This is a genomic window from Nostoc sp. GT001, assembly GCF_030382115.1.
Classification (GTDB): Bacteria; Cyanobacteriota; Cyanobacteriia; order Cyanobacteriales; family Nostocaceae; genus Nostoc.
The window spans coordinates 6,484,115-6,505,891 of record NZ_JAUDRJ010000003.1; the positions used below are offsets into that span (position 1 = coordinate 6,484,115).

At 40.9% G+C, this 21,777-nt stretch carries 23 protein-coding genes and 1 pseudogene; 12 read left to right on the forward strand and 12 right to left on the reverse strand.

Features of this window, described 5'->3' with window-relative positions:
* Positions 1-107: 107 nt before the first annotated feature.
* Positions 108-725 (reverse strand): Uma2 family endonuclease, encoded by a 618-nt coding sequence (locus QUD05_RS30355; RefSeq protein WP_289799294.1) that lies wholly within the window; start codon positions 723-725, stop codon positions 108-110.
* Between the two features lie 171 nt (positions 726-896).
* Positions 897-2,705, reverse strand: a complete 1,809-nt coding sequence (locus tag QUD05_RS30360; RefSeq protein ID WP_289800119.1) for an ABC transporter ATP-binding protein — start codon at positions 2,703-2,705, stop codon at positions 897-899.
* Between the two features lie 447 nt (positions 2,706-3,152).
* On the opposite strand from QUD05_RS30360, the gene QUD05_RS30370 reads away from it, so the two are divergent.
* The 3 genes from QUD05_RS30370 to QUD05_RS30380 all read left to right on the forward strand — a co-directional run bounded on the left by QUD05_RS30370 (position 3,153) and on the right by QUD05_RS30380 (position 3,999).
* Positions 3,153-3,419 carry a hypothetical protein gene (locus QUD05_RS30370; protein ID WP_289799295.1) on the forward strand — a complete coding sequence of 89 codons (267 nt, stop codon included), beginning with the start codon at positions 3,153-3,155 and terminating at the stop codon, positions 3,417-3,419.
* A gap of 123 nt (positions 3,420-3,542) precedes the next feature.
* Positions 3,543-3,764, forward strand: a complete 222-nt coding sequence (locus QUD05_RS30375; RefSeq protein WP_289799296.1) for a hypothetical protein — start codon at positions 3,543-3,545, stop codon at positions 3,762-3,764.
* Complete coding sequence (locus QUD05_RS30380; protein ID WP_289799297.1) at positions 3,742-3,999, forward strand: ParE family toxin-like protein; 258 nt, start codon at positions 3,742-3,744, stop codon at positions 3,997-3,999. Before QUD05_RS30375 ends, QUD05_RS30380 begins: the two co-directional genes overlap by 23 nt.
* Before the next feature lie 193 nt (positions 4,000-4,192).
* Here QUD05_RS30380 and QUD05_RS30385 read toward each other — a convergent pair.
* Both QUD05_RS30385 and QUD05_RS30390 read right to left on the reverse strand, forming a co-directional pair.
* Positions 4,193-5,324, reverse strand: a pseudogene (locus QUD05_RS30385) (aldo/keto reductase).
* A 145-nt stretch (positions 5,325-5,469) separates the two neighbouring features.
* Complete coding sequence (locus QUD05_RS30390; RefSeq protein WP_094349146.1) at positions 5,470-5,967, reverse strand: bifunctional nuclease family protein; 498 nt, start codon at positions 5,965-5,967, stop codon at positions 5,470-5,472.
* 340 nt (positions 5,968-6,307) lie between these two features.
* Here QUD05_RS30390 and QUD05_RS30395 point away from each other — a divergent pair, with 340 nt between their 5' ends.
* The gene (locus QUD05_RS30395) at positions 6,308-6,988 is read left to right on the forward strand and encodes a riboflavin synthase (protein ID WP_289799298.1); all 681 of its coding nucleotides are present in this window, start codon (positions 6,308-6,310) and stop codon (positions 6,986-6,988) included.
* Between the two features lie 65 nt (positions 6,989-7,053).
* Here QUD05_RS30395 and QUD05_RS30400 read toward each other — a convergent pair whose 3' ends face one another.
* Both QUD05_RS30400 and QUD05_RS30405 read right to left on the reverse strand, forming a co-directional pair.
* On the reverse strand, positions 7,054-8,637 hold the full coding sequence (locus QUD05_RS30400) for a M23 family metallopeptidase (protein WP_289799299.1): 1,584 nt from the start codon (positions 8,635-8,637) through the stop codon (positions 7,054-7,056).
* A 90-nt stretch (positions 8,638-8,727) separates the two neighbouring features.
* Positions 8,728-9,546 (reverse strand): biotin--[acetyl-CoA-carboxylase] ligase, encoded by an 819-nt coding sequence (locus QUD05_RS30405; protein WP_289799300.1) that lies wholly within the window; start codon positions 9,544-9,546, stop codon positions 8,728-8,730.
* 77 nt (positions 9,547-9,623) lie between these two features.
* Between QUD05_RS30405 and pgeF the strand changes: the two genes are divergently transcribed.
* Positions 9,624-10,409, forward strand: a complete 786-nt coding sequence (pgeF, locus tag QUD05_RS30410; protein ID WP_289799301.1) for a peptidoglycan editing factor PgeF — start codon at positions 9,624-9,626, stop codon at positions 10,407-10,409.
* A 54-nt stretch (positions 10,410-10,463) separates the two neighbouring features.
* On the opposite strand, the gene QUD05_RS30415 is transcribed toward pgeF, so the two are convergent.
* From QUD05_RS30415 to csaB, 3 genes are read right to left on the reverse strand one after another with little or no spacing between them, the layout of a single operon-like run.
* Complete coding sequence (locus QUD05_RS30415; RefSeq protein WP_289799302.1) at positions 10,464-11,792, reverse strand: IS701 family transposase; 1,329 nt, start codon at positions 11,790-11,792, stop codon at positions 10,464-10,466.
* Between the two features lie 8 nt (positions 11,793-11,800).
* Positions 11,801-12,307, reverse strand: a complete 507-nt coding sequence (locus QUD05_RS30420; protein WP_289799303.1) for a pepsin/retropepsin-like aspartic protease family protein — start codon at positions 12,305-12,307, stop codon at positions 11,801-11,803.
* A 25-nt stretch (positions 12,308-12,332) separates the two neighbouring features.
* Positions 12,333-13,370, reverse strand: coding sequence for a polysaccharide pyruvyl transferase CsaB (gene csaB, locus QUD05_RS30425; RefSeq protein ID WP_289800120.1), 1,038 nt, complete (start codon positions 13,368-13,370; stop codon positions 12,333-12,335).
* Positions 13,371-13,992: 622 nt separating this feature from the next.
* On the opposite strand from csaB, the gene QUD05_RS30430 reads away from it, so the two are divergent.
* The 6 genes from QUD05_RS30430 (at position 13,993) to QUD05_RS30455 (ending at position 18,153) form a co-directional block, all read left to right on the forward strand.
* The gene (locus QUD05_RS30430) at positions 13,993-14,532 is read left to right on the forward strand and encodes a TVP38/TMEM64 family protein (protein ID WP_502911442.1); all 540 of its coding nucleotides are present in this window, start codon (positions 13,993-13,995) and stop codon (positions 14,530-14,532) included.
* A 102-nt stretch (positions 14,533-14,634) separates the two neighbouring features.
* Complete coding sequence (locus QUD05_RS30435; protein ID WP_289799305.1) at positions 14,635-15,633, forward strand: glycosyltransferase family 2 protein; 999 nt, start codon at positions 14,635-14,637, stop codon at positions 15,631-15,633.
* Between the two features lie 123 nt (positions 15,634-15,756).
* Positions 15,757-16,092 carry a DUF2499 domain-containing protein gene (locus QUD05_RS30440; RefSeq protein ID WP_289799306.1) on the forward strand — a complete coding sequence of 112 codons (336 nt, stop codon included), beginning with the start codon at positions 15,757-15,759 and terminating at the stop codon, positions 16,090-16,092.
* Positions 16,089-16,391, forward strand: a complete 303-nt coding sequence (locus tag QUD05_RS30445; RefSeq protein ID WP_289799307.1) for a DUF3593 domain-containing protein — start codon at positions 16,089-16,091, stop codon at positions 16,389-16,391. Before QUD05_RS30440 ends, QUD05_RS30445 begins: the two co-directional genes overlap by 4 nt.
* 44 nt (positions 16,392-16,435) lie before the next feature.
* Positions 16,436-17,209, forward strand: a complete 774-nt coding sequence (gene hisA, locus QUD05_RS30450) for a 1-(5-phosphoribosyl)-5-[(5-phosphoribosylamino)methylideneamino]imidazole-4-carboxamide isomerase (RefSeq protein WP_289799308.1) — start codon at positions 16,436-16,438, stop codon at positions 17,207-17,209.
* A gap of 539 nt (positions 17,210-17,748) precedes the next feature.
* Positions 17,749-18,153 carry a hypothetical protein gene (locus QUD05_RS30455; RefSeq protein WP_289799309.1) on the forward strand — a complete coding sequence of 135 codons (405 nt, stop codon included), beginning with the start codon at positions 17,749-17,751 and terminating at the stop codon, positions 18,151-18,153.
* A gap of 186 nt (positions 18,154-18,339) precedes the next feature.
* On the opposite strand, the gene QUD05_RS30460 is transcribed toward QUD05_RS30455, so the two are convergent.
* The 3 genes from QUD05_RS30460 to QUD05_RS30470 all read right to left on the reverse strand — a co-directional run bounded on the left by QUD05_RS30460 (position 18,340) and on the right by QUD05_RS30470 (position 21,278).
* Positions 18,340-18,531, reverse strand: coding sequence for a hypothetical protein (locus QUD05_RS30460; protein ID WP_099099661.1), 192 nt, complete (start codon positions 18,529-18,531; stop codon positions 18,340-18,342).
* A 473-nt stretch (positions 18,532-19,004) separates the two neighbouring features.
* Positions 19,005-20,567 (reverse strand): hypothetical protein, encoded by a 1,563-nt coding sequence (locus QUD05_RS30465; RefSeq protein ID WP_289799310.1) that lies wholly within the window; start codon positions 20,565-20,567, stop codon positions 19,005-19,007.
* Positions 20,568-20,675: 108 nt separating this feature from the next.
* Positions 20,676-21,278, reverse strand: a complete 603-nt coding sequence (locus tag QUD05_RS30470; protein ID WP_289799311.1) for a DUF3318 domain-containing protein — start codon at positions 21,276-21,278, stop codon at positions 20,676-20,678.
* Positions 21,279-21,510: 232 nt separating this feature from the next.
* Here QUD05_RS30470 and QUD05_RS30475 point away from each other — a divergent pair, with 232 nt between their 5' ends.
* Complete coding sequence (locus QUD05_RS30475) at positions 21,511-21,771, forward strand: hypothetical protein (protein ID WP_289799312.1); 261 nt, start codon at positions 21,511-21,513, stop codon at positions 21,769-21,771.
* The last annotated feature ends 6 nt before the right edge of the window (positions 21,772-21,777 follow it).

Here is a 21,777-nt window from a genome sequence, read left to right on the forward strand (position 1 = left end):
GGGCTATTAGAATAACAATTAATTTACATTTATTGTACAAGCTACACATCGTTTAATTCAACAAAGCGATCACCTTTCTCAATAAAGATAAATTAAGCGATCGCACCTTACCCCAATCCCTCAACATCTGCACTTTCCCCTTCAAACTCAACAGGCTCAAACTTCACTTTGTTGTATAAATCTTGTAGAGAAATCTCAAATGGTACGGTTACAAGTGCGATCGCTTCATCTTCTTCATCATATTCACGAAGCGTCCATTGCTTTTTCCCAGTTTTGGAAAATTGATCTACATGAATCCGAGTTTGGTCAATTAATAGGTATTCTTGGAAAGTGGAAATAGTTCGGTAAGCCTGAAATTTATCTTCGCGATCGTAGCCTTTGGTAGATTTTGATAAAACCTCAACAATAATCTGTGGATTCAGAATTATATCCTTCCGGTTGTTAAAAAACTCTGGTTCACCTGCCAGAATCATCACATCTGGATATGTATAGGTAAGCTTTTGGGGTATCCACAGACGAACATCACCCATGAAAACTTCGTAATCTTGCTGGCGAAATGCAAAATTTAAGGCAGCACTTAGATTCAACGAGATTCGATTGTGATTTATTGTTCCACCCGCCATAGGAATTATTTGCCCGTCAATGTATTCACTTTTGTAGTCAGCAGCTTCTTCTAACTCTAAATATTCCTCTGGGGTATAGTATCGCTGTTTTGTGATTTGCATAATTTTATCAGGTAGCAATGTTGAACGATACGGAGTGTCTAGTGACCCATATTTACTGAACAGTTTAACGTGGTTAGATAGAGAAGTTATGTGCTTTCTACAAAGTGAGCGTAGGCGCAGCCCAAAGTAGGCATCGCTATCTCAATTCACACAGTCTACTAGCTTCTTTTCCTATTGATAACCAGCAGCTTGTAAGAGAAACAACTTGGCATAACGTCCTCCTAGCTGTAACAATTCTTCGTGAGTTCCTTGTTCTATAACTTCGCCGTTTTCTATGACTAGAATTTTGTCAGCCATTCGTACCGTCGAGAAGCGATGAGAAATCAAAAGTACCATCTGATTTTGAGTAATCGAGCGAAAATGATTGAAAATCTCAAATTCAGCTTGGGCATCTATTGCTGATGTTGGTTCATCTAACACCAAGATATCTGCTTGCGATCGCATAAATGCACGAGAAAGAGCAATCTTCTGCCATTGTCCCCCAGAAAGTTCTTGTCCTCCCTTAAACCAACGACCAAGTTGAGTTTGAAAGCTTTGAGGTAATTGGTCAATAAAAGATTGAGCCATGCCTTTTTCAGCAGCAGTTTTCCACTGTGTTTTATTTTCGAGATGTTCTACATCGCCGACGCCAATATTCTCCCCTACAGTGAACTGGTAGCGGACAAAGTTCTGAAAAATCACACCAACGCGACGCCGCAACACATCCACATCCCATTCCTGCAAGTCCAAGCCATCTAACAAAATTCTCCCAGAGTCAGGGGTGTAGAGTCGGGTAAGTAGTTTGATTAAGGTAGTCTTACCGGAACCGTTTTCACCCACAATAGCCAGTTTCTCTCTGGGTTTAAGATGCAGCGAAATATTTCTCAATGCTGGCTTGGAACTTCCCGGATAAGTAAATGAGACATTCTCAAAACGGATACCATCTTGGGGATTTAAACCAATGGTTGCCTTACCCCAAGATTTTGGTACTTCTTCTTCCAGGAAATCATAGAGATTTGATAGATATAGGTTGTCTTCATACATCCCTCCAATAGAAGTGAGGGCATTGGAAAAAGTAGACTGTCCTTGGCGAAAAACAGTGAGATACATTGTCATATCTCCCAAGGAAATCTTACCTAACACTGTTTCCAACACAATCCAAGCATAAGCTAAGTAAAAAGCACCAGTACTGACCAAACTCAAGAGATATCCCCACAATCCTCTCCGCAGAGTTAAATCACGGTCTTCACCATAGAGTTGTTCAAATAGGCTGCGATAACGTCCTAGCAGCATCTCTCCCAACTGGTAAAGTTTGACTTCTGTGACAAAATCTTCTCTTGCTAATAGATTTTCTAAGTAGTGCTGTTGACGGGTTTCTGCCGCACGCCAACTAAATAAGCGAAAGGCTTCTCCAGCAAATTTTGTTTCGGCAATAAATACAGGCATAGCTGCCAAAATCAGTACCACCACCGCCCAAACTGAGAAATTTACTAGCAAAATCCCATAGGTGATTAGGGAAAGGGCATTTTGCACCAATCCAAAGGTGCGGTTTACTAGGGAAAGGGGACGAACCGATGCTTCTCGTCGGGCATTGGTCAATTTGTCATAAAATTCTGAGTCTTCAAACTGCCTAAGATCGAGTGTCAGCGCCTTTTCTAAGATGAGTACATTTACTCGCTGACCCATTAGCGCCCGCAATAACGACTGACAAATAGTGATTCCTCGCTGACTGCCTGCTAGTAAAATTACAGCGATCGCTTCTAATCCTACATAAAATAGTGAAGGATAAATATTGACAGAACCATTGCTTTGTGTATTAGCTTGAGAGGCAAATACCACTGCATCAACAATTAATTTACTGATGTAGGATATCGCCGCTGGTAATAGACCAGCCACCAAAGTTAAACTAGCCAGAAAAATAGTAAGCGATCGGCTAGTAGTCCATACTAAGCTTACAGCCCGTCCACTGTAGCGGAAAACCGTTAGTGATTGGCGCAGGATATTTCTTTTTTTTAATCTTCATCTTTATTGCCGCGAGATACCCCAGCTTAGGCGGATCTTCCTGACTCTATTAAATCTTTATTAATTTTACATTTTTCTAAGAATGTTGGCTGAAAACCCCGAAGTTGAAACCTAAAAACTAGTTTTGTAGGGTGTGTTATGCCGTAGGCTAAGGCACTAGGGTGTTAACTTTGTACCATTTTAGGTGTTCAAAATTCATGCAATATATATATATCAGTAGTTCTAATCAAGCGGATTACGAACAGCTTTACCACCCCTATTAGATACATGGGTGTAAATAATCGTGCTTTTTAAATCCTTGTATCCGAGTAATTCCTGCACTGTGCGGATGTCGGGAATGCTTGATATATTAGGATTTAGAAAAAATATACGGAAAGTTTTGTATAATAAATAGTTACCTTAAAATTTAATACGGAGATCAGGACAATGAGTAATCGGCAGCTTGAAGAGATGCAAGAAAAGTTGGCAAATCAGAAATTAGCGTCTGAGCTTGGCATATCATACAACGATCTGCTTGAATTGGAGTGGGATATTGAGACAAACGAGAGTGATGATGGTTTGATCTATGAATATATAGTCACATTCTCTGAAGAATCCCCAAAAAAGATTCTCAACAAAATCGAAGGAATAGAGGATGGCAATATTGTTCGTCTTCAGCCGTCGAGCTTTGAAGAGCCTGATGATTTTGAATAAACATTGAGTACTGACTTTTACACAAAAACTTTCAAATAGCTGCTGTCTATTTTTTTAGCTCTGCTGACCTCTAAGCTATAATTAGTGGGCATATATGTCTGCTTTTAGTATGTGGAGTACCCGATGAACACTCGCCTAGAAGTTGAATCAGCAATCAAGCAATTATCAGAGGATGAAGTTCGCAATCTGGCAAAATGGCTTCAAGAATATCTCGATGAGATGTGGGATCGGAAAATCGAAGTGGACTTAGCATCAGGAAAATTAGATCGTCTCATTGCTCAAGCAGAGGAGGACATTGCAGCAAACAACGTGAGGGATCTCGATGAAGTCCTTTGCGACGGATGATTTTTGGAAAGCGTATGCCGAGTTGTCACCTGAGATGCAAGAGCAAGCGCGGAAAGCTTATCAACTTTGGCAGGAAAATTCACTTCATCCCTCGTTGCATTTCAAAAAAGTTGGTAAAAACCTTTGGTCTGCCCGTCTCAGTGATAGGTATCGAGCATTAGCTTTGAAAAAGGGTGACGATTATTATTGGATTTGGATCGGTGATCATGATGAATATGAGAGTTTTTTGAACTAGCCCGTTGCGACAAGCCAGCTAACAACGCAGTGGAGCAGACGGTAGAGAGACTTCGCGCTATGTTCTAGTCTACTCGACACCGCTCACTTTAGCCGTTATACGTCGTTATACATATAGCTCCAGAGGGTGCAATTGCACAGGTCAAAGTAGTTGCCCAGAAGAGGGACTGATAGCGAATTTGACCCTGGATTTGTCAACCCCACAATCTCCTACCTGCTTTCCCACTTAATTTTTGGTGAGTATCTTTTAACAAAGCTGGAATATCTAACTTTTCTGGACACCGAGGCAAACAATCACCGCATTCTGTACAACGGTTGCCTTTCATTCCAGGGAACCAGTGACCTAGCATTTTCAAACATTCCATAACGATATTCCCCATAGTCTTTCATGTCGTATGCCACGGCAAGATTACGTAACCGCAATACCTCTGGAATATTGATATTTTCTGGACAAGGTAAACAAGCATAACACTGGCTACAATTATCAGTTTCCAAAGCAAGTTTTTGATGATTTTCTAACCGCTGGAAAATGGAAATTTCTGCTGGTGTTAACTCTCCATCATGGTCAGCAATTTGTAAAGGTTCTCTTAATTCACCTGGGTTAGCTGGTCCTATACTCAAAGTAGTAATACGGCGATCTGCAAGTAAAAATCGATAACTCAATTCTAAGGGTGAATACGGATAAGACAGGTCTTTTAAGGTTTGAGGTGGTGTGTAGAGGCGTCCTCCCTTATCAGCAGGGGAAATAATGAAAATGCCCATATCCTTTTCGGCAGCTAGTTGAACTGCTGGTGCGTGCCGTTGGAAAAAATAGTAATAATGCAGATTGACAAATTCAAATAAATCTGTATTTATTGCTGCCTGAATTACCTCTAATGGCCCGTGGGTGGAAAAACCAACGTGTCGTACTCGGCCATCAGCAACAGCTTCTTCTACAGCTTGCATACAGCCATTTTTGGCTTGCATCCACTCCAAATGTTGCCAGGTATTCAAACCATGAACACCTAAGCAATCTAAATAATCTAGTTGTAATCGTTCTAGGGATTCGTCAATGTACCGACGCATGGTGTCAGCATCTGCTGTAGCTGAGATTTTGGTAGTGACATAAAGCTCCGTTCGGGGTACTGACAACCCAGCTTTTAGCGCTCTACCAAGATACTCCTCGCTTTTGCCGTAACCTCTGGCGGTTTCTAAATGATTAATTCCTAGCGCTAAGGCTTGTTCGATAGTCTGGTGAGCATTTTCAAAAGAAGTCAAGTAGCGCATTGTTCCCAAGGAAAAAACCGAGAGGTGCAGATTCGTTTTTCCAAAGCGTCGGTATTGCATTTTTAACAAAGAGTTAGGAGTTATAAGTTAGGAGTTGAAGGAAGTAAATCATAGCTCTTAACTCCTAACTTTTTTGCTTACAAGTTAGGAGTTGAAGCAAAATCACTCATAACTAATAACTCCTAACTCCTAACTCATAACTTTCCTAGCTGTCGCCATTACCAAAGCGCTTGATCAAATCTTCAGGACGGAGATTAGAAATAAATTCACGGAAGGCTTGCTGTTCGGCTTCATCTGCATCGCGATCAACAGGGATAGAAGCATCGGCAATGACTTCTTCCATTACCCAAATGGGAGTATTTGTACGGAGAGCAATAGCGATCGCATCGCTAGGACGCGCGTCAATTTCTTTTTTGACTTCGCCTTGCTGGACAATTAAAGCTGCATAAAATGTATCCTTTTGCAGGGAATGAATAATGACTTTTTCTAGAGTCATGTTCCAAGTCTCTAAAATATTTACAATCAGGTCGTGAGTTAAGGGTCTAGGAGGCTTCTGATTCTCCAGTGCGCCCATAATTGCCCTAGCCTGTTCCTGACCAATGTAAATTGGCAAAGCCCGCCGATCTGAAGAATCTTTCAAAAGGACGATCGGGCTGCGGGTTATGGCATCTAATGCTATGCCAGCGACTTTCATTTCAATCATTGCCTAAGCCTCTACAATGCTTTGAGAGCCTTGGATGCCGTGTAATAAATAGCACCCTTTTTTAGGCGGTTTGGTGACAGTAATAAACATAAGCATTCGTTCTCTATAATTGCTTCTATTAAACTCCGAACTTGTGGTGAAAACCAGAGTAAGTCAAATTGGTCTTCTTAAAGAATAACCTTCTTAACCAAGTATGCCTTGTGAAGGATGCTAATGTGTTAATATTCCTATCCTAAAAAAAGTCAGAAAATATACTTGGATGTTCGAGATTTCTGTGACAATTACCAATTGATTTCAGGCAAAATTAGGCAATAAATAGAGTTAGTTTGACAAAAAAGCCGTGTTTACAGGATTAATCCAAGCATTAGGAACGATGGAACCCTTAGGGGGCGATTCTTGGCAAATTACTTGTGTAAGCCATTCGGGTGAAGTAATTATGCAAGATTTGGCTTATGGTGACAGCGTTGCTGTCGATGGTGTTTGCCTGACAGTAGAACAAGTTTTAAAAGACGGGTTTATTGCCACGGCTTCACCGGAAACTCTACGCCGGACAACCTTGGGAGGTGAGCAAACCCAACAGAGATATGTCAATTTAGAAGCGTCGCTAAAAGTAGGCAGCAAAGTTGGCGGTCATTTTGTGATGGGGCATGTAGATGGAATTGGTAGATTGCTAGTGGCAGAACAAACGGCTAGTTCTTGGGAAATGACCTTTATTGCATCTGATGCGATCGCACGGTACATTGTCCCCAAAGGTAGCATTGCCGTCAATGGCATCAGTCTCACAGTCGCCGATTATGAGCCAGAACTCTCCCAATTCAAAGTAGCGGTAATTCCCCTGACATACAGCGAGACCAATCTTCGCTATTTGGTTGCTGGCAGTTTGGTGAATCTAGAAGGGGATATTCTCGGCAAATACGTCGAAAAATTTCTTTATTCTGGCAATCCCCACACCAGAGGCACTGATGACAATAGTATAGATGGCATTACACCCGCATTCCTAGCAGAACACGGGTATTTGTAAGTAAAGGAGTTAGGAGTTAGGAGTTTTAAATTCATAACTCTTCACTCCTCACTCCTAACTTTCTTCTAACTGCCTGGTTCTTGGCTTACCTGAGCGGTTTGCAAACCTCGCACTAACTGACTGAGGGCACTTTGTAATTCCACGCCTGGGTCAGTAGCAACCCACCCGTTTGGTGACAGGTGACGGACTTCAAAGTGCAGGTGAGGGCCTGTGGAGTTACCAGTGCTGCCAACTCGCCCGATGACAGTTCCAGGTTCTACCCACTGACCGGGTTTAACAAAGATTTCTGACATGTGACCGTAGAGGGTTTGTTGAGCCGATTTGTGATTCAGAGTAACGGTTAAACCATAACCGCCCAACCAGTTAGCAGTTTCTACTTGACCAGCAGCAGCTGCCAAAACTGGCGTACCCGTAGGCGCACCCAAATCTGTACCTGCATGGAAGCGTTGATTACCGGTGATTGGATGAACTCGCCAACCAAACAAAGAAGTAATGGGAGCGGGAATAGACAAGGGATACATCATTCCCGTACCACTATATGCAACTCTCCCCATGTAGGGAATTTGCGGCAATACTGATGCCAGTGAAAAGTCGTAAGCTACGTTGCTGGGGCGGGGTGCAATGTTACCATCTGCCATTGGTGGCGGTAAAGTCCCACCACTCGGTGCAATGGGAGTTGCACTCACTCTTGTGGGGCTGAATTCTGCGGGAGTCGGGATAAACCGATTCGAGCGAAATGCGCTCTTGGTGACACCGCTAGAACCACTTTGAGCAGCACGCCATCTACTGGTGTTGCCAGTAGTTGCAATTTGCCGCACTGGTGGAACTACTGGTAATTGGGCGTTTTGACTTCTTCTGAGCCAATTGGGTGCTGCTTTACCATTAGAATCAGCTACACTCTTCTGGGGTACTTTGGCGCAAACGCCGCCTAATACACTTTGCCCTGATGGCAAAATGGCTCGACAACCGCTGGAGCGTTCTGTAACAATTACAGAGTTTGGTGCTTGATAAGTACCTGTTGCACCACTGTCATAACTATTAGGATCGATATAGGCGTTATTATAATCCTTCTTTTTCTCCGCCGTTGCACTGACAGGGCTGTTAGAGTTATTTGATGGTTGAGCAACTACTGGAAGTTTTTCAGGTGCATAGCGGGCAGGGGTATTGGGTTTTTCCTGTCTCACCCTTACAGGAGTGACTTGTGAGGCTTCTACTTTGGGCTTTGACTGTCTGATAATTACAACAGGTTCAGCTGCTTCGATTTTGGGTGTAGACTGCTTAACTGGCTCTTTTGATTGAGCAACCTCTGGCTTGCCTAGTCTCTGTCTGAGTCTGGCTCGCCGTTGGGAAAATTCCGGTTGCGCTTGAGCGGCTTCCGGCGACGCAACAGCCTGTTTTTTAACACTTCGACTTCGCTCAGTGTTAACTGGATTTGTAACTGCTGTTGGTTGAGAACTTTCAACAGTAGGAACTATATTGTCTATTTGTGTTTCCGTTTGGGCAAACACGAAGCCACCGCTAAGGAGGCTAACGCTACTCAGCCAACAGAGGCTCTGAGCTGGTAGTGTTGAGGCAAAACGTTTTTTTGTTAGACCTTGCTGCCATAAGTAATGCAAACGATGATGGGCAGAATTATTGCGCTGCGTCATTTGTTCTCTCAGTTGTGTGTAATTGGCCTAAAGAGATGATGCTAGTGGTTTGTCTTGCCCAAAGAGCGAAATTTTGAACAAACCTCAAATTTAAACGGAAGATTTATGGTACCCCAAACTGATTGTACCGGGTTCAATATAAATTTCCGGTGTAATTAGTTCCTTTGTATGATGTGTTTCTAAATCAACTCGTAAATTTCCTTGAGGAGTTACCCCAACTACTGTACCTGAAAGATTATTGATGTACACCCGATCGCCCATGTTTGTAAGCAAGTCTAGATAGCCAGACAAGAGTATATTTACTCCTTCTTGAAAAAGGCACTCCATACCGGATTCTATTCCCAGCAAGACTTTAGAGGTGAGCATTTCCAGACAAGAAATTGGTCTAATATCTTGGGAAGCTTGCCACGATTTCAGATTGATTCCAGTTTCTGGAACTGGGTTCGTCCAGTTAATACCAACACCAATTACTGCTTGGGTAATTTGTCCTTTGTTTACTTTGGTTTCTGTCAAAATGCCGCCTAGTTTGCGACCATTTAAAACTAAATCATTGGGCCATTTTATCCCAACATCTATACCGCATTGGCGCAATTGCGACGCAATGCCCCAAGCAGTAGCGAAAGTTAGCTGGTAGCTGTCAGTAGCCTCTATTTTATGGTCGAAAGAAATCGCCACGGAAACATATAATCCCCCAGCCGGAGAAATCCACTGGCGTCCCCATTGTCCACGCCCAGCAGATTGCTGAGTTGCGATTACTACTGTCCCTGAAATAGCCCCTTGGTTGAGTAAGTTCCAGAGGGTTTGGTTGGTTGAGGAGACGCTTTCAAAAAATTGAAGAGAAAATGGTAAATATGTATGCTTACGCCCTGCTTGCAAGGCTGCTTCCAAGTTTTGCAGATTAAATCCCACAGCAGTTAACCCAAATTCCGTTGTTCAAGTTAGCATTGATTGGCTGATGAGTGATTTCTGTTTAGGTTTGGTTGAAGATGCACACTTGGCACTGGCGCAATTGGGAAGGACTCCCCTATCTAACTTGTAGTATTCTGGAAAGTTGGCACCACGGCTTCTTTACCCAACAGTTTGAGCCGCGATCGCCACAAGTTATCACAGAAGTATTGCAACCAGAGGCATCAGTCTATCGCTTAAAGCAGGTTCATGGCAATACTGTTCTCACCCCCCAAGAAGTTGAAAGCTTCTTAAGCTCTGCACAGGAGGATTTCGCATCGGCAGATGGTTTAATGAGTGAACAGCCAAGACAAGCGGTTTGGGTCGCTAGCGCAGATTGCACACCCGTGCTAATTGGGGATGTGCGAACTGGACGGGTGGCGGCATTACACGCTGGTTGGCGGGGGACTGCTAAAAAGATTGTTCCCTTGGCGATCGCTCGACTACAATCTCAAGGCAGTAAACTTGATGATTTGAGAATTGCAATGGGCTCAGCGATCGCTGGTGAGGTTTACCAAGTCTCTACCGAAGTGGCTGCCGAAATCGGGGCTAGTATTATATCACATAATGACGAAGAAAAAATTGTAACGGCATTGCATGAATTACCAAATTCACCTTTACTAGAAGATCCTAATCCTGGCAAGGTACGGCTAGATGTGCGGCGAGTGAATACCTTACAACTGGAAAATATGGGAATTAGTGCAGAACAAATTGCGATCGCACCTTATTGTACTTTCCAAACTCCAGAGCATTTCTTTTCTTACCGTCGGGAGAAAGAGAAAAAAGTACAGTGGTCAGGGATTGTCAGCGGCAAAACTAGTCACTAGCCTATATCCCTCTTCTGTCACTTTCCGGAATAAGCAAGTAGTAAATAAACTAAACTATCCAGAAGCATAAGAAGGTTTAAATTGATTCATTGCACTAATTAAATGATTGAATCCCAGGAATAAATCGGAATTAGGAAAAATATCTAGCCAAGGATAAATCAACCAAAATAGTAAGAGCGGTTGGAGAATTAGACGGAGATTATTTAAAGTATTCTTCCATCCGACCTCATGGTTCCATAGTTTATGATTAGAAAAATCAACAGAAGTATTTTGTTGTATCTCTGTTCCCATTTGACGAGATTTATTTAATTCTAGGAAAGCTGAAGAATTTAAACTAATCATTGTGTAAACACAAAAAATAATTTCCCACCACCTCTCAATATGTTGGAAATTAGTAAAACGATAATCTGTCCAACCTAGTTCCTGCTTACACTGGCGAAAACCATATTCTACCCATGTTCTTAATCCATATAGATCGCCTAAAGTTTTCTTCAGCTTTCCTTGAAGATTTGTCATCACAAATGTTGTAGAATTTTCCGGCATGGTCTCTGGGTCAGTAGTTATTTCCCAGTAAGTTATGGCTCTTTTTTTACCATAAACTATTTCCCTAATGTATCTAATCTCTGATTTTTGATTGCTAAATGTTCTCTCAAATTTACACCACTTATTCGCCCTAACCCTCTGATTAGCTGGCAACCAGACTCCATGATTACTTCTTATTGCTACTACATAATTTAATTTATATTCAGCCAATTTTTTAATAAATTGGCTACTTTCACCATATAAACTATCTGCCAGTACCAGTTCAATATTAAAGCCATCTTCAATTAATTCTGTAATGATTTCTGACGCTAACTCTATTTTAGTTTGATATCTATCTGATTCTTTTAATGTCCCTTTTGGCTTGAATACTTTTACACTTAATGGAAATGTTATATTAGAGTAAACTCCATAAGCATTGACTGTAACTATCCCATTATCTATTTTTCCGACACTCCCTAGATATTGCCTTGCTACATAATCTGTCTTTTTACCTTTTTTCCTATCTCCTGTTTCATCTATTACTACCGTAATGGCATTTCCATTTAATGCTCTCTTGATTTGATTTAATCTTCGGATTTTTAATTCATTTATTGACCAATTTGAATTGGCTATAAAATGATGTAATGACTGTGCAGAGTTTATACTCACAACTTTAGCTATTTCTGGTAATGATTTTCTTTTTATTGGCGAGATTATTCCTAAGTGCAAATATTTGAAGCACTCATAATTTCTTACCTCTTTAAATAAATCTTGATACTCTGCACAATATTCATCTACGATCGCAACTGTTGGGTGGGCGTCTCTTGCCAAATGTTTCAGGATTTGTAATTCTACATCCATTGCCCTGCTTACCTTCCAGAGTTTTTTCTTTTAATCCTTTTATTAAGAATACTCGGAAAGTGACAGAAGAGGGATATTCTCATTACAGGATAGTTAGGATGTTCAGGATTCGGGATAAGTCGTTGATTTCTACAGTCCACCAGTAAATCCAGCGTTTCTAAAACCGTCTGTCCAAGCAGGACGATATTCCCTGTAACTAATGTGGCTTCGGTAGTTTCCCGTCCTGCCAATTCAATAATTACGGGTTCAGTTACGCCGATAGATTCTTCACTACCGTTAGCGTATTGAGCAATCTGCTGTCCTCGAATTCTTAGACCAAGTTGCTGGACAATAGATACAGTACGTACTGCCCCTGTGTCCACTAATGCTTCTGTTTCATACACTCGCAGCATATTTGGATTGAGCATTCCTCGACTGACAAGTGCTTCATCAATGGCATTAGTGAGCTTGATTTTGACGCGAACTGCACCCATAGGTTGATTAGCGGCAGAATTGGCACGATTGAGATTTACCATAATCTGTATAATTTTGGGAAATTCTTTAACTTAAGGCTTCACTCAACAACTCGCAGTGCATTAAAGCGCCATCCACCAAAGATTGGATTTTCTCTGATGATAAAGGATCGCCATTGGCATAATGCTCCATCCAAGTCAGACCAATCAAATTGGGGTCATCGGGTAAACTTGCTAAATCCCATCCAGGCATTTCTAAATCTTCCATCAGACGATTTACTTTGGGGTCATAACTAAGAGCAAAACAACGACAACCTTCAGCAGCAGCCATAATTAAACTGTGCAAACGCATCCCAATCGCCATTTCAACGCCGCGAAACACACCTTTTAAAAGTTGCGGATCTTCCAGACACAAAATCTGGCTGACATCTTTAAGGTGTGGTTGAATAGCTTCAGCAATACTTAAATCTTCACTTTTTTGAAACGGCAGTAATAAAATAAATGCTTGCGTGGCTTTTTGAAAATCCACCAAAGCGCGAGTTAAGTTTGCCAGACGTGTTTCTGTAAGTTGGGGATGCGATCGCAACGTTACCGCAACTCTCGGCGCAGGTAAATCCCAAAGTCCTGGTACTGGTTGAGATTCCAACGCCCAAACTGGGTCAGGCGCTATCATACAAGGAATTTGCCAATCAGATAATAAAGCCGCACTGGCGCGATCGCGGACACTAACTTTGGTACAATTACTAAAGGTTTGCCGTGCCAACCAACGAGTTTGCGGACGCACTAAAGGGCCAATACCCTGCGCCCAAGCAACAGTTTTCAAACCCATTTTCTGCGCCAGTGCCATTAGTCCCCCGTAATAAAATGGGCTGATGGTACTGGTAACATCTTGAATGAGACTGCCGCCGCCCCAAATTAAGGCATCACTTGAGCGTAAAGCTTGTAGTACATCTAAAGTAGCCATGCGATCATAGGTTTCTACATTGTAGCGATCGCGGGTTTCCTCTGGATTGCCAGAAAGCACCACAGGCGTTACGTGAGATGGCAACATTTGCAAAAGCGTTGCCAATAAAGCTTCGTCACCACCATTACCTTTACCGTAATACCCAGACAATAATGCCCGCATTTTGACCATTTTGGATTTTGGATTTTAGATTAATTAATAGCTATTGTTAAATGAATCTCTGTCCACCATATAGATGGTAAACTCATTCCCAAGTTCTATAACAGTGGTCAAACAACTTAGGACATTCATTGGCAAATCGTCAGAGAGCTACTGTAACAGTTATCCATAGCAGACTTGTCCTAAGCAGGATAGCAGGCGCTATAATTACTTACATTTTTTCCATTCCAAAGTGTTCACTTCCGGTTTCATTGACACAAGTCTTGCTAGCTTGCGGTTTCTGGTCTGTGCTTGGATACTGGGATAAAAGTTACGTCGCTTCTCTTTAAAACTAGCTAATACAATAGACATCTAGTGAAAAATCCTTGTAGAAACTCGAAATTTCGCGTCTCTACAAGGATTTAAATTTTCAAAAGATGGGTTTTGTTACACAAAAAGTAGGAGTAGAGTTCTAATGTGGAACTTGAAAACTGGTATTTTGCTACTCACGCTGAGTTGCATAATTGCAACTGGTATAACCGTATATCTTCTTGGTGGCATTGAACCAGTACAAATTCAAGCTTTGCTCAAATCTTCTGGTATCTGGGCACCGATTATTTATATTTCTTTGTACGTTGTGGCAACCATGTTAGTTTTGCCCTCAACGGTACTAAATTTGACTGGAGGTGCCATTTTTGGCCCTTGGCTAGGTACTGTCTGGACTAGTGTTGGAGCAGTCATTGCGGCAATAATTGCCTTCGTTTTTACTCGAACTATTGGACGCAAAGCAGTTGCAAAAAGACTAGCAGGACGCTGGCAAACTATGGATGCTGAGGTGCGTCGTGGAGGGCTTTTTTATATGTTTGCCATCCGATTAGTACCAATCATGCCCTATGGCTTGGTTAACTTTGTCGCGGGACTGACTTCGATTAGCTTTAAAGATTATGTTCTCGGTACAACACTTGGTACTGTTCCTAGTGTCTTACCTTTTGTACTACTAGGTAGTTCTGGTCTGAAGGCAGTGAATACAGGCGATTTTTTGCCGCTAATACTTGCATTAGGTTTAACTGGAACACTCATAGCAGGGTCTACTTGGTATCGCCATCGTCGAACTTTTCCCAAAAAAGCTGTAGAAAGGCTGAAAAAATCAGACTCTTCAGATGANCTCAACCTAAAGAATAAATAAACTATAACAATCTGACTTAAGTCTTATTAGGTATGGTGAGAAGCAAATCTTTATAATTACAAGCAGTCTATCATCTGTTAAAAAATTAAACAATATTTTTAGATGTTACCAAAGTATTCATTCATTGTTCCAATTTATAACGAAGAAGAAACTATTCCAGAACTATACCGCAGACTGAGTGCAGTCATGAATCGGATGGATGGGCTTGTCGAATTAATTGTAATCAATGATGGTAGCCGCGATCGCTCCCTACAATTACTACGAGACCTCCATCAAAAAGACCCGCGCATTTGCTATCTGAGCTTTGCTCGTAACTTTGGTCATCAAATTGCAGTAACTGCTGGTCTTAATTTTGTTCGGGGTCAAGTTATTGTCATCCTTGATGCAGACTTACAAGACCCACCAGAACTAATCCCCGACATGGTTGAAAAATGGCGACAGGGCTATCAAGTCGTCTACGCTCAACGCACTCAACGCCAAAAAGAAGGATGGTTTAAGCGTTTTACTGCCTATTTCTTTTATCGTATCCTTAAGAAGCTTGCAGATGTAGAGATTCCTACTGATACTGGTGATTTTTGTCTAATGGATCGGCAGATTGTAGATATTCTCAATTCTATGCCAGAACGTACCCGCTATATTCGTGGTTTACGTTCTTGGGTTGGCTTTCAGCAAACAGCAATTCGGTTCGAGCGCAACCCCCGCTTTGCTGGGGAAGTTAAATACACTTTTAGCAAATCCTTAGCCCTTGCTATCAATGGTCTAGTGTCCTTTTCAATAGTGCCACTGCGGTTATCAACCTACTTAGGCTTAGTAGCAGCGGCGGCGGCCATTTTCATGGCTTTATTAGTCTTGTATTGGCGTCTTTTTGTCCCCCATTCGCCTTTAACTGGGTTTACGATTATTTTGATGGCAATTTTCTTCCTCGGCTCTGTGCAGTTAGTAAGTCTTGGCATCTTAGGTGAATATATAGGACGCATCTACGAAGAAGTTAAAGCCAGACCCCTCTATACTTTGGCAGAGGTAGGTGGTTTTGAGCGCAAATCCTCCAACTCAACGAGCAATTCTGACAAACTAGATAATTTAGAAGACGCTTACAAATAAGAATTTTTATTTGGCGTTGCATAATAAAGGTTTGTTTAAACAAATATAAAATTCAAGCGACATATTACCTTGACAGTAGTAATGTCCTCTCCAAATCTCTAACTCCCAACTCCTAACTTTCTTATGCACACCCTTTCGATTCCAACCTGGATTATTCATATTTCTAGCGTTATTGAGTGGATTGCGGCCATTTGGTTAATCTGGACTTACGGCGAACTGACTAATAACCGTAGCTGGTGGGGATTATCCCTGGCGATGTTACCAGCTTTAGTCAGCGCTATGTGTGCCTGTACCTGGCATTATTTCGACAACGCCGAATCTTTGGAATGGATGGTAACGCTTCAAGCTACCATGACTTTAGTTGGTAATTTTACGCTTTGGGCGGCGGCGTTTTTGATTTGGCGTTCTACCAAATCTGTCAACACTGTTGAACCAAAACCTATCAAATCAGAGCAATGATTTCTAAAGAAACCCTGTTTGCACTTTCACTGTTTCCCTATTTGGGTTTCTTGTGGTTTATCAGCCGCAGTCCGCAAATGCCACGTTTAGCGTTGTATGGATTTTACGGCACGCTTGTCTTTGTTGCTATCACCATCCCAGCCGGAATTTACGCCCAATTACATTATGGCGAGTCTTTGGCCAATGTAGATTGGTTGCACGGTGGTGCAGAACTTTTTTTGACGCTTTCTAACATCTTGCTTGTGCTAGGTTTTGGGCAAGCTGTAAGGCAATTACAAATGAAAAATGAAAAATCGTAAATTCAGCTATAGATAGCGTTTTGATTGCAATGAGGAAGAGTTAAATGGACGTAATTCCAGCGATTGATTTACTAGAAGGTCACTGTGTGCGACTGTATCAGGGAGACTACGATCGCTCGCAAGTTTTTAGCGAAAATCCTGCTGATGTTGCCAAACAGTGGGTAGATCAAGGTGCTACCAGATTGCATATAGTTGATTTAGATGGTGCCAAAGCAGGTAAAGTAGTAAACCTGGGGGCAATTGAAGCGATCGCTCAAGCAGTGTCAGTACCCATTGAAATTGGCGGAGGATTGCGCGATCGCACTAGTGTACAACAGGTATTTAATCTAGGCATACAGTGGGCAATTCTTGGAACCATTGCCGTAGAACAACCCCAGTTAGTGCAAGAACTCTGCCAAGAATTTCCCGAACAGATTATTATCGGTATTGATGCCCGTAATGGTCGAGTCGCAACTCGCGGTTGGTTAGAAACCTCGGAAGTTTTAGCAACTCAACTAGCTGTACAAATGCAAGAATTAGGTGCAGCCGCCATAATTTACACAGATATCCACCGGGATGGTACACTGACAGGGCCAAATTTAGAAGCTTTGCGAGAACTTGCAGCCGCAATTTCCATCCCGATAATTGCTTCTGGCGGGGTAAGTTCTGTCACCGACTTGTTGAGTTTGTTGGCGTTAGAACCTCAAGGCGTGACTGGCGTAATTGTCGGACGTGCCTTGTATACTGAGGATATTTTACTCAAAGAAGCATTACGAGCGATCGGGCCTGGGCGAATTCAGGATATTCCACCCAATCTCGGTTTTTCTACCTTTGCTTGACATTTTCTTGGCAAGTTCGACAAATAGACCATCTTGTAGAGACGCGATTCATCGCGTCTTTAGCCAAGAATGTATTGCAATCATTAATTGAATTGATATTAATTTAATTATTTTGACAACTATCTTTAGATATAGGACTTACGCAAGAACTCTCTGAAACTCTTATTTCTCCGTGTCCTCTGCGCCCTCTGTGGTTCGTTTTTTCATGATTTTGCGTAAGTCCTGAGATAGATAAGGTAAACACTACTTATTTGTCATTACAAATCCCTTGTTAATTGTGACAAATCTAAAGTACATATTTAATTAATTTTGTCAAGATGTAATCCCTTGTATGATTTAAAAAATCATTAAGGCCTTCTCTGGACTGAATTTATATTCATGCTTTCAGTAGATGCAGTTATGACTTTGCAAATGCAACAATGAATATGTTCTCAAACAATAAATAGTTGCTAGTAGTTCAAATAAAAAATTCAGGTTTTATCAGACTCTAGTAACTTTGGTTTTTAGAAAGTTGTTTGATGTTTTGAGAAGGTAACACAATGAATAAAATCCTAAAACGCGCACTTTTACCCAGCCTCATGGCTGCAAGTTTAACTGGTGTAACCTTAGTTCCCGCCAAACCCGCTGCTGCTGATGACCAAGTACTAAGAGATGCAGGTATCGGGGCTGTTACCAACGTTGTAACCGGAGCTGTTAGGGGAAATGGCAGTGTATTAGGGAATGCTGTTAAGGGTGGTGTCACTGGTGCAGCCGTCAATGGTGCAAATGGTCTGAGAAATACTCGTAATCGCCGTCACCGAAACGCTGCTCAAGATATCGGAGTTGGTGCAGGAGCTAGCGCAGTAACGGGAGTAGTTACTGGCGATAAAAGAGATACTCTTGGCAATGCTGTTGATGGTGCCGCTGTAGGTGCAGCAATTCATCTATTAACCAATGGTAAATAATTCGTAAATTCATCAGTTGAAATATTTGCCAACGATTAACGAACTTATCCTTCCCTAATTCCTCTGCTTCGTAAAAAGAGCAAACCTAACCTCGCTTCCCTAATAGGGGAGCGAGGTTGTAGGTTAGATTTATTTGAGATATATACCACCGTCAGGATTGGATGACGTTAGGTTTAATAGTAATCCTTAGCCCTTCAACGCCTTTCTAAAGTTTCGACGATAAGACTGATTTGTAATAAACAAAGCTGGCCATAGCAAAGATAAACCAATGCGATTGGTCAAACTTGGATTAAAATTAGTCCGTTCAAACCCATTCCAAAACTTCCAAGCGCCGCCTCCGTAAACTCCTATCAAGCCAATAAAAATTAAGGTGCTCATTCCCATCAACTCCGTTAGTAACTGACAGAATTTAAGTTAAGTTTTACCACACGAGGTAATCACCTCATAAGCAACACCGAGAAGGTATGACAAAACTCCCCAGTTTTTGATATCTAAACCAGTTAAACACACATTCTCTTATTCCAGTGTAGATTAGGCTCACGCATCCCAGCTAGTTATCAGCGGTGGCAAGCTAGTCAAAAGATGCAAAAGCGTTATTTTTGAGGTGTTTTGGTGACACATTTTGCTTGTATAACAATTAAGCCCTTAGTTTTTAAGACAGAACAGCGCTGTAAAATGGCTAAGAAAGCAGGATTAGTTCCTTGCTATAACTTTAATGAAATATCTTTTGTTAGCGATAGCCACTGGATACAACAAGTATTTATGGCGACACATTCAAATGTAAATGCTGATCCTCTATTACAAAAAAGTCCATACTATATTAAACTACAAAGTTCTCTGGCGCATTATCCTTATACTTCATCTACCCAATAAAGATAATATCTTTCACTATCCACCCAGCCTCTCTGAAAATCTTTAATCGGAACAATTTTCAAATCATTGCGGTTGACATTCAATTTTTTATTTAAAATCAGCAAAACTTTCTTTAGCTCATCTTGATTTTGAAGTAGAGAATTAATCTGGCTTAATATCTCAGCTTGTTCAACTTCTTGACGACCTTTTTTAAATAAAGTAAAGCTTCCTATTTTTTCCACCTCTGGATAGTAAAACTTTCGATTAAGATAACCCGATAAAGGAGCCATATTCGCATCTCGACTGGCAACAATAAACTCATTATCTAATCCAGATTTGTGAATATATTGGGCTGTTTCACGACTAGCAGAAAATGGTACAACTAAATCTCTTGAAAAACTATAAATTCCTCCTCCAAACTGGACATAAAGAATGAGCATTAAAGCGATATAATGCCATTTGTGAATAAATGTAATTGAACGTGGAAGAATAGAAATTTTATTAAGTAAAAATATAGACTTGTGATAATAACTTCCCAGCCATAAAGCTGCTATCAGAACTAAATAAAAATGTCCAAAATGCCGTGGCATACCTAAAAATCTCAAGTATGTAAAGGCAAATAATATACCATTGCCTATCATGTAGAAAAAGAAAACAACTGGCTTTTCAGATAATTTTATTAAAGTTAAAACTACAATAAATAAAGCAATTGTCGCACAAACAATTAAATCCAGCCATCTTTTATGTGCAGGAATAATTAATAAATAACTACCAAATACTCTGCCGATACTTCTCAACAGATGACGTACATCTAATTCTATTAGCCAACCATTATTTAAGCCACCGTGAAGATAACTATCTGTCGGAGGAGTAATAATATAAATGGATAAAATAAAAGATAATGTGATAATTAAAATACTTAAAAACAAGTCGTACTTTTTGGTTTGACTAAAATACTGCTGTCGATGTTCACGATCAAAACAAAATTCAGCCAGTAAAGTCAATAATAAAGCAAATGATACTAGTAAACCATAAGCACTACTATTTGCTAGTAAACCCAATAAAATTGCCAAATAAGCATAAGTTATTTTTCTAGATGCAAAAACTGTACAGAATGCAAAAACAAATAACATACTAAAGGCATAGTTTCGAGAAATTAAAAGATATTCGTAAAAGGGAAAGAACCCAAAGGAAAATAGAAATTTTTGTTGATAGTTAAAAGGGCTATATAGGCAAAAAAGTGTAACTGAAACAACAGTAATTGCCAAATGGAAAATTTGCATAATAATAGGATAATCGACTATTTTTATCAGAATGGCCAGAGAAAAATACCATAGAACAGGATGACCCTCATAATGAATATTTGCAATTAAATCTCCGAACGAGCCACTATCTCTGACAATCAGCCAGGGATTTAGTTCATCTCGCCACATGGAATGGTTAAGAATACCTATTAAACCAAGAAAAGAAAAAAGAAGAATAATAAACCAAGGAGAATTCAAAGGTAATTTTGAATTAAGCTTGCTAATTTTATTGCTTAACATTGTTAGTTCAGAATCCAATTTTTTTGTACGATCAAGATTGCTGTAAATGTGATTATCATCAGATATTATTCTGATTCTTTAACTATTCAGACAGATGGATTCTGACTTCGGAATTATTACTCATTTTTACTTATAACTTTTTGGTATACCCACTGCTGATAAACCTGCGATCGCTCGTAAGTTTTGGCAACGAATCAACTCAGTAAAATTGAAACTGGAACGCCCTTCAATTTTGGCTACCGCTTCAATTGCTGATAATAGATGCTGTGCTGCTTCAACTTCTGAATAACCACGCCGCTGTGCTATTTTAATTGCGGCTGCATCGGCATTTAACTCTGACTCTTGAGATTTATTAGTGCGCCAGATCCGAAAAGCAGCGATCGCACTTAATCCCCCAGCGACAGCTACACCCACTACATCTGATTGTGCTGCTTCTAAGAATCCGCCTAACAGCCCAGCCAACACCACACCTTGATAAATGTCGGGTTTAAACCACTTTACCCCCGTCAACCAGCTAACCATCTGCAACAGCAGCAAGTCTCGTTGCGGCTTTGTCAGGCGACGCCACAAATCAAAATTAATGTATATCGGTCGCGCTTGGTTCCAGGGTTGGGGAAAGGAAGCGTCAATTACTTTTGCTTGCTCTGGCTTACTGACGATTTTTGTCGTCATCCGACCAGAAGCAGGCATCACATCTAACAAACGGCGAATTTCAACATTTGGCTCCATAAATTTAATTATTAGCCATAATGTGCATAGTAACTAGGTGTGTAAAAAATAAAGTTTTCATGTTAACCTTTGATTTATGAAATACTCTCGCAGTCTTGAATAGATTCAGATCGAGCTATAAGAATATTTATTCAGCAGTTTGATAGTATGGCGGGATTTTATAGTATTCCTTTGCCGCCAAATTCAAAACCTCAAAGTTTTGGCTTGCCATTAAGACTATATTTGTAACTACATGGACGCTTTTGCTCCCCTCCCACCTGAATGGACGAATAAGGCAATACATGCTTATGATTTTTGCTGTCCTAACTGCCACTCAAGTAGCCTAGAAGCTGAGAAAGTTTGGCTCAATCGGCGATCGCCTGTTCTTACGGAAGACCGTCGTCGTAAATGGCAAGAGTTTTACTACTGTCACTGTGGTTCTGTGTGGTGGGCTTGGAGTAGCGATCGCCCCCCAAAAGATATATCCAATCAGCCAGATTACAATCCTACATAGCCAATT

Excerpts from the sequence above, each read along its gene's own strand:
- QUD05_RS30435 (WP_289799305.1), top strand. The coding sequence starts at position 14,635 with ATGTTACCAAAGTATTCATTCATTGTTCCAATTTATAACGAAGAAGAA.
- csaB (WP_289800120.1), bottom strand. The coding sequence starts at position 13,370 with ATGCGGGCATTATTGTCTGGGTATTACGGTAAAGGTAATGGTGGTGAC.
- QUD05_RS30460 (WP_099099661.1), bottom strand. The coding sequence starts at position 18,531 with ATGAGCACCTTAATTTTTATTGGCTTGATAGGAGTTTACGGAGGCGGC.
- QUD05_RS30390 (WP_094349146.1), bottom strand. The coding sequence starts at position 5,967 with ATGATTGAAATGAAAGTCGCTGGCATAGCATTAGATGCCATAACCCGC.
- QUD05_RS30440 (WP_289799306.1), top strand. The coding sequence starts at position 15,757 with ATGCACACCCTTTCGATTCCAACCTGGATTATTCATATTTCTAGCGTT.
- QUD05_RS30445 (WP_289799307.1), top strand. The coding sequence starts at position 16,089 with ATGATTTCTAAAGAAACCCTGTTTGCACTTTCACTGTTTCCCTATTTG.
- hisA (WP_289799308.1), top strand. The coding sequence starts at position 16,436 with ATGGACGTAATTCCAGCGATTGATTTACTAGAAGGTCACTGTGTGCGA.
- QUD05_RS30400 (WP_289799299.1), bottom strand. The coding sequence starts at position 8,637 with ATGACGCAGCGCAATAATTCTGCCCATCATCGTTTGCATTACTTATGG.
- QUD05_RS30475 (WP_289799312.1), top strand. The coding sequence starts at position 21,511 with ATGGACGCTTTTGCTCCCCTCCCACCTGAATGGACGAATAAGGCAATA.
- QUD05_RS30470 (WP_289799311.1), bottom strand. The coding sequence starts at position 21,278 with ATGGAGCCAAATGTTGAAATTCGCCGTTTGTTAGATGTGATGCCTGCT.
- QUD05_RS30370 (WP_289799295.1), top strand. The coding sequence starts at position 3,153 with ATGAGTAATCGGCAGCTTGAAGAGATGCAAGAAAAGTTGGCAAATCAG.
- QUD05_RS30455 (WP_289799309.1), top strand. The coding sequence starts at position 17,749 with ATGAATAAAATCCTAAAACGCGCACTTTTACCCAGCCTCATGGCTGCA.
- QUD05_RS30355 (WP_289799294.1), bottom strand. The coding sequence starts at position 725 with ATGCAAATCACAAAACAGCGATACTATACCCCAGAGGAATATTTAGAG.
- QUD05_RS30415 (WP_289799302.1), bottom strand. The coding sequence starts at position 11,792 with ATGGATGTAGAATTACAAATCCTGAAACATTTGGCAAGAGACGCCCAC.
- QUD05_RS30420 (WP_289799303.1), bottom strand. The coding sequence starts at position 12,307 with ATGGTAAATCTCAATCGTGCCAATTCTGCCGCTAATCAACCTATGGGT.
- pgeF (WP_289799301.1), top strand. The coding sequence starts at position 9,624 with ATGCACACTTGGCACTGGCGCAATTGGGAAGGACTCCCCTATCTAACT.
- QUD05_RS30375 (WP_289799296.1), top strand. The coding sequence starts at position 3,543 with ATGAACACTCGCCTAGAAGTTGAATCAGCAATCAAGCAATTATCAGAG.
- QUD05_RS30380 (WP_289799297.1), top strand. The coding sequence starts at position 3,742 with ATGAAGTCCTTTGCGACGGATGATTTTTGGAAAGCGTATGCCGAGTTG.